Source organism: Mesorhizobium sp. M4A.F.Ca.ET.020.02.1.1 (genome assembly GCF_004022645.1).
In the GTDB taxonomy this organism is placed as follows: Bacteria; Pseudomonadota; Alphaproteobacteria; order Rhizobiales; family Rhizobiaceae; genus Mesorhizobium.
In genome coordinates, this window is sequence record NZ_RZOI01000144.1 from 1 (window position 1) to 10,393 (window position 10,393).

Consider the following 10,393-nt stretch of genomic DNA (forward strand, 5'->3'; position numbering starts at 1 on the left):
GGTTGTGGGATATGAACAGGTAGGTCAGACCCAGTTCCTTCTGCAGGTCCTTCAGAAGGTTCAGTATCTGCGCCTGGACAGAGACATCGAGCGCCGAAACCGGCTCGTCGCAGATCAGGAGTTCAGGCCCCAGCGCCAAGGCGCGCGCAATGCCGATACGCTGACGCTGCCCACCGGAGAAACTGTGCGGATAACGCTTGATAAAGCGCGGATCGAGCCCGATTGCCTGCATCAGGCTCTTCACCGTGGCAAGTCGGGACGCGGCATTGCCACGTTGATGGATTTCCAACGGCTCGCTCAAGATGTTCTCCACCGTCATGCGAGGTGAAAGCGACGAAACCGGATCCTGGAAGACCATCTGGATTTTCGCGCGCAGCATACGCAGGGCATCTCCCTCGCCTTCCAGGACGTCGATCGGCCCATCGCGGCCGTTGAAGATCACAGAGCCGCCGCTAGGGGTGACAGCCCGCATAAGGATCTTGCTGACGGTGGTTTTGCCGCAGCCGCTTTCGCCGACCAGACCCAGGCACTCACCCCGCCGGATATCGAAGCTCACGCCGTCCACGGCACGAACAGAGGTTTGATGATCCCCGCCGAACCATCCGGACTTGCGGATAGTGAAGGTCTTTTTCAGATCCCTGACCGACAGCAGGAGGTCGTCCGGCCCCTTCGATGCCGGCGCCGTCTGCTCGCCGAGCAGGTTCCCGACATTCACCGGCACCTCGCGGAGCGCCTTTAGCCTTTCGCCAGGCTTCAGGTCGAAATGCGGAACGGCTGCCATCAGACCCTTAAGGTAAGGGTGGCCTGGCCGGCGGAATATCGCCTCGACGGGTCCCGCTTCCATGATCTCGCCATGGTACATGACCACCACCTCGTCGGCGACATTGGCGACCACGCCGAGGTCGTGCGTGATCAGCAGCATCGCCATGTTCAGCTTTGTCTGAAGCCCGCGCAGCAATTGCAGGATTTGCGCCTGGATGGTGACGTCCAACGCCGTCGTCGGCTCGTCGGCGATCAACAGGGCGGGCCGGCAGATAAGCGCCATGGCGATCATCGCGCGCTGACGCAATCCTCCCGAAAGTTCAAAGGGATACATGTCGTAAGCGCGCCTGGGATTGGGAAAGCCGACAAGGCTGAGCATTTCCTCGGTCCGCGCCTTGCGCTCCGCCCGAGCCATGGGCGTATGAATCTGCAGGGATTCGCTGACCTGGTTGCCGATCGTGTGCAGCGGCGACAGCGATGTCATCGGCTCCTGAAATATCTTGCCGATGCGGCTCCCTCTCAACGCTCGGATTTCGGGTCCATCACGCGGCATCTGCAGGATATCCTGCGTCATGCCGGGTTTTTCAGGGTCGGAAAACAGGATACGGCCGCGAACATGGGCTGTGTTCGGCAAAATGCCCATCACTGCCTGGCTGAGAACCGATTTTCCGGAACCTGACTCGCCTACAAGCGCGGTGACCTTGCCCGGCAGGACGCGAAGATTTGCGCGCCTGACCGCATGCAAGGGTCCCCCAATAATGGCAAAAGAGATGCCAACATCCTCGATCCGTAGCAGATCAACGCCCGAATTCATTCTCACACCAGTCCCACTCTGGCAGCTCCCAGAAAGCGAGACTACCGCATTGCCAGCTTGTAGCAACTTGGATTCGAAGCGGGCCAGTGGCGGAACCTGCGCCCGGACGGCCTGCCAAGGGCGTTCGGGCTGTTCGTTACGCTTACTGGAGCTTGCTCGGGTCTCCCGCCGATAGCCGGGCGGCATCGCGGTGCAGCAGCATGACCTGCTCGGCCTCCGATTTCCGATCGTGAATGGTCTCCATCGCACCGTCCTCATCGAGTGCGAGCGCACCCGACAGATCGGGTGAAAGCACCGTCAGCTTCTGCTTGATGCCAGTCAGCTCCTCATGGCCCAGCGTCAGCCAGCTGTTTGCGCCGCAATAGCTGGCGAAGTCCTTGCTGGCGAGAACGCTGTGCGGATACTTCTTGGTCAGGATCTGGAGGCGCTGGACCTCGTTTACAGCTGAGCCGAAGGCAGAGAATGTGAGCCGGTCGGTAAGCCCGACATTACCGAACATCACATTGCCGACATGCAGGCCGATGCCAAATTTTATGTCGGACAACCCCTGCTGCTTTCGGCGCAGATTGAGATCCACGACGCGCGCGGTAGCCTGATGCGCTGCCGCAAGAGCAGCCTGGCAGGCGATCTCGGACTGCGAACGGTGCCGTTCGCAAGGGTATACGGCAATGAAGCCGTCCCCAATAAAACTCATGATCTGCCCGCCTTTGCGATTGAAAGGTGCGGCAACGGCGTCGAAAAACTGGTTCAGCGTATCGATATAGATTTCACGGCCCGAGGTTGCGGCAAGCCTTGTCGAGCCGCGCATGTCGCCCATGACAAGTGCGGCCCGGATTGTATCGCCCTCGCCGCGCCTGATCTGACCGTCAAGCACGCGCCTGCCGGCGTCGCCGCCGAGATAGGTGGTCATCATGTTGTCGGCGAGCTTGGTAAGCACCGCCATCTTGGTTGCGATCGCGAGATGGCTCTGGATGCGAAGCAGCGCTGAAATCATGCTATCGCTGAAGCCTGCAGTACCGTCGGTGGACCAAGACCCGATCATGCCCTGACTTGTGTCGTCGCTGAAGGGATGTACGAAAGCCATGTAGTCGGTGACGCCCATAAGCGCGAGTTCACCGAAAATCGGAAACTCCGGCGGCAATGACGGGTCGATCCGGCGTCGCAGATGGTCGAGCTTGTTGCTGAGCAGATGGTAGTACGGGCTGGTCAGGAATCTGTCGGACGGCTCGCCGGGCTCAACCCGGAAGCCTTCCACTTCCATGCCCTGGCCGCGAATCCACGTGAAGCCAAGCGCATCATAAAGCGGGTGCAGCATCGAAAAGCTCAAATGCACCCGCTTTAGCGGCAGGCCGGCAGCAGCCAGCCGTTCGCAAAAGCCCTTTACCAAGGCTTCCAGGTCGCTGCCCGCCAGCGCCGATTGGGTCAGCCAATCAGCAACCTTATCCATGAGAATGGTAGAAATTTCTGCTTGCGTTTTACTCATGCTCTCTCGAAACCCGTCGAAGACGAAGCCATTATCCGTTGATCCGCCATAACACAGTCCGCCAACGGCCCAATAGGTCGCCCGAAGTCAACGAGGCCGGCTTCGGCGGCAAAAGCGGCGAAGAATTTCTCGGATGACTATCCTCGCAGCCAAGGAGCAGGCGTAACTGCATCTATGTCGTGTCGACTTATGTGGCGAGGGCGCCGGCAGAGTGCAATCACGATACTGACATCGGGCAAAAATTCGCCGACCCGGACGCCGTCAGGCCTTCACACCGTCTCTCGAGACAGCCCGAGGCGGCCAAAGAACATTGCGTGTGTCGACTATCCGGAGGTGAGGCGTCCTATAAATCTGGTTTCCCGTCAACTCCGGACAGGCTGTCCGTTCCCATGGTGACTTGGGTCCCAAGAACCATTGGCCGAGGCATATTGCGGAAGATCGATTTCCGCAAAGCCGTCATCAAACCGGTACCTTCGCCTTCAGGCTTGCGGCAGCCACGGCATAGCCGCCGGCCGCGCCATCGATGAAATGAAGGTGATCGCGCTGCAGCGGCGAAGCGACCAGGCATGTCATCAATGCCGATTTCTGGCGGTGCAGGCCATAGTTGCAGATGCCCGCCTCTTCCGCCTGCTTCAGCCGGTTCTCGATCCGTTGCAACACATCCGCGTCAACGTCGATGGTCATCTTCAAGCCGTCGTCGAACTTCCGGAAATCCGAGTTGCTGGCCACGTCGCGTTTGTAGATCTTCGGATCGAAACTGCCGATCGTCCAGCCATATCTATCGGTGACAGCCGTAAGCGTCATCAGGAACATTACCCACAGCTTCGTTAACCACCGCCGTCCTGCCGGCGCCGTGGCGCGCGCCTCGATATCGAGGCCGGCAGGCAGCAGACTGTAGTCCGGCCCGTTCACCGGTACCGGGTGGCCATCGCGTTCCTGCCTGCCGGCAAGGGCGATGATGTCGGACGCCAGAAACTGAAAACCGCGCAAGTCACGCGACGCCCCCGGTATGGCTATGATCGAGACGATTTCGCCATGCCGGGCTTCGATCGGGTTCCAGCGGCAGGACAGGCCGGTCAGATCCGGCCGCGCGCCAGCCGGCGCAGGATCGATGCGGTAGCGCCCCGCTTTCATCTCGGCTTCAGCCCAACTGCCGCCTCCGCCGGCGAACATGGCATAGAAGACCGCTTCTGAGGCTTGAAACCTCGCCACGCGGACGTCGCGGCCTTGCGCTCTTATATCTTTTATCGGCACGATTGCAGCACGCAAGGTGAGGTCCAGCTCGTCTGCCACCCATCTCTGGACAGCCGCCAGCGCGTTGCGGGTAACCTCCAGCGCCGAGCCGGGAAACGCCACGAGCGCGCCGTCGCCGCCGAAGACAAAGGGAAGGTCTTGCCGACCCAGCGCGTTGAGCAGCGCCGAAATGACGCTGGCGCCGGCCATGTTGACGGTTTTATAGCGCCCTGCCTCGATCGCCCTGGTCGAGCCGACGATGTCGGCCGTGGCCAGAGCCCAGCCATCGGGGAGAGGCTTGTAGTTGTCGATATCGGCAACGCTTTCGAACTTTGCGAAGACCGGCAGAGAAGCGACAAACGGGTCGGACGCGGCGGCTGTTTCCATGAGCATCAAATAGCACATTCCACTGCTTGAAGGTGAAGTCGATCGTGCTCGAAATTGACTTGCGCTGGCTTTGCGATGATAGGGTCCGGAAATGCGAATTGCCTTTTACGCGCCGCTGAAGTCACCCAATCATCCCGTTGCCTCCGGCGACCGCCAGATGGCACGGACGCTGGTCAAGGCGCTGGAACATGGAGGGCATAGCGTCGAACTGGCATCCGAAATACGCTTCTATCTACGCGAACCGGAGTCGAAAAGTTTCGATGCGCTCAAGATCGAAGCCCGAGAGGAAGCCGCGCGGCTGACAAGACTTTGGGATCGTGACGGCAAGCCCGATCTCTGGTTCTCCTATCATCTCTACTACAAGGCGCCCGACCTGATCGGACCCGAACTGGCGTCGGCCTTTGCCGTCCCCTATGTGACGGCGGAAGCCTCCTATTCGAGGCGGCGCAACGCCGGTTTGTGGGCCGATACGCAAGCGTTGGTGGCGCGAGCCGTCGAACAGGCGGCGCTGAACATCTGCTTCACGCAAAGGGATCGTCAGGGACTGGCAGATGCGATACCCGACGCCGCTCTCGGCATGCTTCCGCCCTTCATCGACACATCGGCATTCCGGGAAACGCCGGCGCGGGGTTGTTCGACGCGGCTAGTTACCGTCGCCATGATGCGGCCGGGCGACAAAGTCGAAAGCTATCGCATGCTGGCGCAGGCGCTCGGTTCGATCGGCCACCTGCCCTGGACCATGTCTGTCGTCGGGGACGGGCCTGCCCGTGAAGAGGTCAAAGCGCAATTCGCCGGCTTGCCCGCCGACCGTATCGAATGGCTTGGCGCGATTGAGCCAGCCGCCGTACCGGATGTCCTGTACAGTGGGGGAATTTACGTCTGGCCGGGTTTCGGCGAGGCCTATGGCGTTGCCTATCTTGAAGCACAGGCCGCCGGCCTTCCAGTGGTGGCGCAGGACATCGCCGGGGTGCCGGAGGTCGTGCGGGATGGCCAAGCCGGGTTTCTCACGCCGCCGGGCGATGTGGCGGCATTCGCTTCCGCCATTGAAAGGCTTCTGACCCGTAGCGACGAAAGAACCATCATGGCCGCACAAGCCAGACGTTTCATCCTTGAAGAACGTTCCCTCGGTGTTGCGGCGGCGCGTCTGGCCGGACTTCTTGCGAAGATCCCGATTTCATGACACCCGATCAGATCTGGCAACCCTTGGTGGAGGAACTGGCGAGCCTGCAACGAGCGGACCGTAAGGCAGAGTTCTGGCTGCGCGACGATGACGCCGTGGATCCGACGCCTGCGCTTGATAGGCTGCTCGACCTCACCGGTGAATTCGCGATTCCGGTCACCCTGGCCGTGATTCCTGCCCTGACTGATGAGAAGCTTGTCGCCCGGCTTGACGAGACGCCGCATGCCACGGTCGCCATCCATGGCTGGGCGCACCGAAATCATGCGCCCGAGGACCAGAAAAAGCAGGAGCTCGGCCCGCATCGGCCACGCGAGGCGGTGCTCGATGAGCTGGCCCGTGGGCTGTCGCACATAGCCGGCCTGCACGGCGCACGTGCCGTTCCGATGCTGGTGCCACCCTGGAACAGGATCGACGCCGGCTTGGTACCCGACCTCGGATCGATAGGATTTGCCGCATTGTCGGTCTATGGGCCGCCGAAGCCGGCTTCGCTGGCGGTCATCAACAGCAATGTCGACATCATGGATTGGCATGGCACGCGCGGTTGCCGCGATCATGGCCTGTTGGTTCAGGCCATCATCGCGCAACTGCGGCATGCATTCGACGGCGGCCAACCGGTCGGCCTGCTCACCCACCATCTCGTGCATGATGAATCGGCCTGGCTTTTCCTCGAACGGCTGTTCACAGTCACCACACACGCTGAAGCGTGCGCATGGCTTCCGATCAGGACATTGATCGGGCGCTGCGCCGGCAAAGGAAAATAGTTCAGCGCTTTTTCCGCAATGAGACTGGAAATTTGAGCGTCTGGCCATCCCGGGCGGCAAACGCGCCGGCAAACCTGTCTTTGGCCAATTTCTCCATCTCGTCCAACTCATCGTCGGTGCGCGACGGATCGTGGTGAAACAGCGCAAGCCCCCGCGCGCCGGCGGCCTCACAGAGCTTGACGCCCTGTTGCCATGTCGAGTGCCCGTTGCCGCGATAGCGCTCCATTTCCTCCTCGGTGTAGGTGCAATCGTAAATGACGAGGTCGGCATCTTCGATCAGGCCGAGCACCGCCTGATCGAGTTTGCCCGGCTCGTGCTCAGTGTCTGTGATCACCGCAACGACGCGGCCACCCCATTCGACCCGGTAGCCGATGCAGCCACCGGGATGGGTGAGACTGCCGGTTCGGATCACCACCCCTTGGCGCGGCCGAAGCACGTCTCCGGATACGAAATCGCGGTAGTCGAGGCTTGCCTTGCAGACGTCCAGTCTCACCGGAAACCAAGGCGGCCGCATGAACTCATCTACCATCTGCCGCGTCGTCATGCGTCCTGCAAGATGCCCGGACCAGAGCCTGATTTTGACGCTCCGGTCATAGATCGGCTTAAAAGCCGGCAGCCCGATGATGTGATCGTAATGGCAATGGGTGAAAAACAGGTCGGTATCGGTCACGCCCGACGCCCGAAGCGCCCAGCCGGCAGGCCGCAAGCCAGAGCCCGCGTCGAACAGAAGCGTATGCTTACCGCATCGCATCTCAATGCAGTTTGTGTTGCCGCCATAGCGAGAGAATTCTGGCCCCGATACCGAAATGCTGCCGCGCACGCCCCAAAACCTGACCAGGAAAACGTCGTCGTCCATGCAAGCCCTTCGTAGTCCCCCTCGGCCATCGTAGCCAAACAACTGCTGCTAGGCGAGACAGGTCTTCCTCCTGGTGACCTTGTCCGTGAGAGGGCCAGTGCCATCACGGCGGCAAGGATCGAGCGCAAATCATTCGTTATTTGGCGCTTCGTGCATCGATCAGATCCGCGGTCGTATGGCTCAGGCGATCGGCAAGAACCCGAACCATCTCGATGGTCATTTCCGGGAACTCCTTCATAAGCCTCAGGAAATGATCCTTGCGAATTCTCAAGGCTTCCACCGGACTTGCGGCTCTGACGGTGGCCGTGCGGGAGCTGTTGCACAATATGGCGATCTCGCCAACGATCGAATTTGGCAGCAGTTCGGCAACTTTTATCGGTCCGTTGTCGGAATCGACCAGAATATCCGCCCTGCCTGAAAGGATGACATAGGCGGCGTCGCCCTCATCGCCCTGCCGGAAAAGGATCTGCCCGGCGCTGTAGCTCACGCGATCGGATGTGAACGCAAGCAGTTTGAGCTTTGTCGGCTCTATGCCAGAGAACAGGGGAACGCGTTGCAGCATTCCAACCTCATCCTTGAGCAGCATTGTCGCGAACCTTCCCATTCACGTCTGCGAGACTAGAACAACCGACACCCGGATGGGATCAATTCTGTTTCCGGACGGCGAGACGAACCACGCGAAAGGTGGCGGGCCGATCAGCCGGAAACCCGAATCCCTTGATCTTGCCACAAGCTCCCACCGCCAGAATGATCCCATCTGAATGTCCAATGCTCTATGATAGCAATTCCTTAAAGATACCGCTCTCTGCCAAAAGTGTCTCGTGTGTTCCGTCTTCCACCAATTGGCCCGAGTCGAAGACGACAACGCGATCGAACATCATCCCCATTGCCGGATTCGTCACGACCCACACAATTGCCGGCGAATGGCCGTCGCGTCTGGCCTCCTCGAGCACGTTTTGCAGCACCTTATCCTGCATGCGCTGGTCGAGCGCCGACAGCGGCCGGTTGAGAATGAGAAAATCGGGACGCTTGAGCAGGGCGCGGGCAACATCGAGCTTCTGTCGCTGTCCACCGGTCAGCCGCCTGCCGCCGGAGCCGACGTTGAAGTCCAGACCGACATCCAGAACTTCGGCATAAAGCCCCAGCTCGTCAAGAATGTCATAGACGATGGAGCGTATGCGGTCCGGTGCGTCGGGATGGTTGTTGCCCACGCGCCCGAACAGGACATTGTCCATGACAGTAGCCGCGGCAATGTATTTGGCAGGATCATACCGTTCGACCGCGTTTTGCAGCTCGGGCGGCAGGTTTTCATAGAACCCGTTGCGAGCAGCGACGATCTTGCTCATCAGTTCGTCGCTCAGCAGGCCGAAGCGGTGCCGGGGTTCGATATAGGCAAAGCTCAAGGTGACGATCATGGCGCGATCGTTCTCTGAAACCGCCTCGTAGGCACGGTTCTTGAGCCGTTGCAGCAAGGTTTCGTAAGCGGGTATCTCCTCGGCGCTCATGAAGGCGAGCTGCTGGAAGAACTGGTGATCGGGCGGCAGGTCGGCAAACAGCTCGATCGCCTGGTCGGCGATCTCCATGCCCATTTCGTAGAGCGTGCGGTCGAGGCCGGCTTGCCTGAGCACAGAAGCAAAATAGGGATTGGCCGCCAGAGCCCTGTCGGCCAGTTCGGGGCCGGCGGCAGCGCCGAAGAGCAGGTTTTGGCCGATCGTTGCTTCCTTGTTGTAGGCGCCGGGTTCGAACGGAACCACCAGTCCGCTCAGCCCTTCGTGTTCCAGCCGCGTTCGCAGCGCCGCACGCAGTTCGACGATTCGCCTGGCAAGCTCCGTGTGACGCGTCAGGTCGGCCGAAGAGCGCAAGCCAAGATCCAGAATGTCGCGCGACAGAACAACCGCGTCGAGCACCCGGCGCACGGCTTCAAAGAGGTCGTGCGGGCCGGTAGCGCCGGCGGAAGCGTAGTCGATCCAGTCGCTTTGGATATCATGATCCGGATTGCCCGACCGGCGCGCCTCGTGGATGTTCCAGCGGCGCTGGTCTGCCGCAGCACCGTCATAAGTCACCGATGTCAGCGGCGCATGCTTCAACCCGTAGAGCAGGTTGTCGCGGAGGCTTGCCTGGAACAGGAAAACATCCGACGAGGCATAGGACATGCGCCGGCCGGTCACTGCTTCGGGGAGTTCAAGCAGGTCGTGGGCGCCCGAAGCGACCTTGCCGCCTTTCGGCCGGTTCAGGCGCGCGAAGGCTTCTGCAAGCGCCTCCGCTCCACCTGTTGCGGTACTGACCAGCGCCACCGTTTCACCCGGCTTGACCTGGACGGAGATACGGTCGAGGAGCAATGCACCGCCATCGTCCGCTATCGACAGACCGATCGCCGACAGCGGGTCGGTCATCGGACCGGGGGCTTCGATCGTCAATGCCCCGATTGTCGGCGCAATGACACCGTCGACGGTGAACTGTTCGACCACCTGCTGATATTTGACTTGGACATCCTGCCGCGCCTGATCCCAGTCGATCAGTTCCTTCATCGGTCCGGGCAGGTCCTTGTAGGCGCCGATCACGGCCACGAGCTGGCCGACGTCCAGCCGCCCCTCGATGACCAGATACCCGCCGATCATGTAGAACAGGAAGGGCGTCAGCTGCGCGAGAAAATTGTTGAGGAACTTTACCATGAATTTCCACTGGTAAAGATCGAAGCGGATCTTGAAGATGAGCCCGAGCCGGGCAGCTATGTCGGCGCGCTCGTAGTTTGACGTGTCGTGGACGTGAACCGCGCCGATGCCGTCGACGATTTCGCCAACCCGGCCCGAAAGCGCGCGCGCCGTCAGCTGCCGTTCGCGACCGAGCACGATCAGCCGCCGCCGCATTCGCGGGATCAGCACGATCTGGATCACCACGATCACGACCGCTATCATTC

Annotated in this window: 8 protein-coding genes; 2 read left to right on the forward strand and 6 right to left on the reverse strand. The window is 60.7% G+C overall.

Going from position 1 to position 10,393, the window contains the following annotated elements:
• The 3 genes from EN742_RS12145 to EN742_RS12155 form a co-directional block, all read right to left on the reverse strand.
• Positions 1-1,576: ABC transporter ATP-binding protein (locus EN742_RS12145; RefSeq protein WP_148670087.1), on the reverse strand; the 1,576-nt coding region annotated here is incomplete at its 3' end.
• Positions 1,577-1,718: 142 nt separating this feature from the next.
• Positions 1,719-3,059, reverse strand: a complete 1,341-nt coding sequence (locus tag EN742_RS12150) for an adenylate/guanylate cyclase domain-containing protein (RefSeq protein ID WP_126058884.1) — start codon at positions 3,057-3,059, stop codon at positions 1,719-1,721.
• A gap of 459 nt (positions 3,060-3,518) precedes the next feature.
• Positions 3,519-4,679 (reverse strand): DUF3095 domain-containing protein, encoded by a 1,161-nt coding sequence (locus tag EN742_RS12155; protein WP_126059397.1) that lies wholly within the window; start codon positions 4,677-4,679, stop codon positions 3,519-3,521.
• Positions 4,680-4,770: 91 nt separating this feature from the next.
• Here EN742_RS12155 and EN742_RS12160 point away from each other — a divergent pair, with 91 nt between their 5' ends.
• On the forward strand, positions 4,771-5,859 hold the full coding sequence (locus EN742_RS12160; RefSeq protein ID WP_127406634.1) for a glycosyltransferase family 4 protein: 1,089 nt from the start codon (positions 4,771-4,773) through the stop codon (positions 5,857-5,859).
• Complete coding sequence (locus tag EN742_RS12165; protein WP_128332848.1) at positions 5,856-6,620, forward strand: polysaccharide deacetylase family protein; 765 nt, start codon at positions 5,856-5,858, stop codon at positions 6,618-6,620. Before EN742_RS12160 ends, EN742_RS12165 begins: the two co-directional genes overlap by 4 nt.
• 1 nt (position 6,621) lies before the next feature.
• On the opposite strand, the gene EN742_RS12170 is transcribed toward EN742_RS12165, so the two are convergent.
• The 3 genes from EN742_RS12170 to EN742_RS12180 all read right to left on the reverse strand — a co-directional run bounded on the left by EN742_RS12170 (position 6,622) and on the right by EN742_RS12180 (position 10,391).
• Positions 6,622-7,476, reverse strand: a complete 855-nt coding sequence (locus EN742_RS12170; RefSeq protein WP_127400535.1) for an MBL fold metallo-hydrolase — start codon at positions 7,474-7,476, stop codon at positions 6,622-6,624.
• Between the two features lie 136 nt (positions 7,477-7,612).
• A complete protein-coding gene (locus tag EN742_RS12175; RefSeq protein WP_126058880.1) occupies positions 7,613-8,062 on the reverse strand; it encodes a cyclic nucleotide-binding domain-containing protein in 450 nt (149 codons plus the stop codon).
• 187 nt (positions 8,063-8,249) lie between these two features.
• Entirely contained in the window at positions 8,250-10,391 is a 2,142-nt protein-coding gene (locus EN742_RS12180) for an ABC transporter ATP-binding protein (protein WP_148670086.1), read from the reverse strand.
• Positions 10,392-10,393 lie beyond the last annotated feature (2 nt).

Bases quoted from the DNA above. Each gene is read 5' to 3' on its own strand.
- EN742_RS12155 (WP_126059397.1), bottom strand. From the start codon at position 4,679: ATGGAAACAGCCGCCGCGTCCGACCCGTTTGTCGCTTCTCTGCCGGTC.
- EN742_RS12170 (WP_127400535.1), bottom strand. From the start codon at position 7,476: ATGGACGACGACGTTTTCCTGGTCAGGTTTTGGGGCGTGCGCGGCAGC.
- EN742_RS12160 (WP_127406634.1), top strand. From the start codon at position 4,771: ATGCGAATTGCCTTTTACGCGCCGCTGAAGTCACCCAATCATCCCGTT.
- EN742_RS12175 (WP_126058880.1), bottom strand. From the start codon at position 8,062: ATGCTGCTCAAGGATGAGGTTGGAATGCTGCAACGCGTTCCCCTGTTC.
- EN742_RS12180 (WP_148670086.1), bottom strand. From the start codon at position 10,391: ATGATAGCGGTCGTGATCGTGGTGATCCAGATCGTGCTGATCCCGCGA.
- EN742_RS12150 (WP_126058884.1), bottom strand. From the start codon at position 3,059: ATGAGTAAAACGCAAGCAGAAATTTCTACCATTCTCATGGATAAGGTT.
- EN742_RS12165 (WP_128332848.1), top strand. From the start codon at position 5,856: ATGACACCCGATCAGATCTGGCAACCCTTGGTGGAGGAACTGGCGAGC.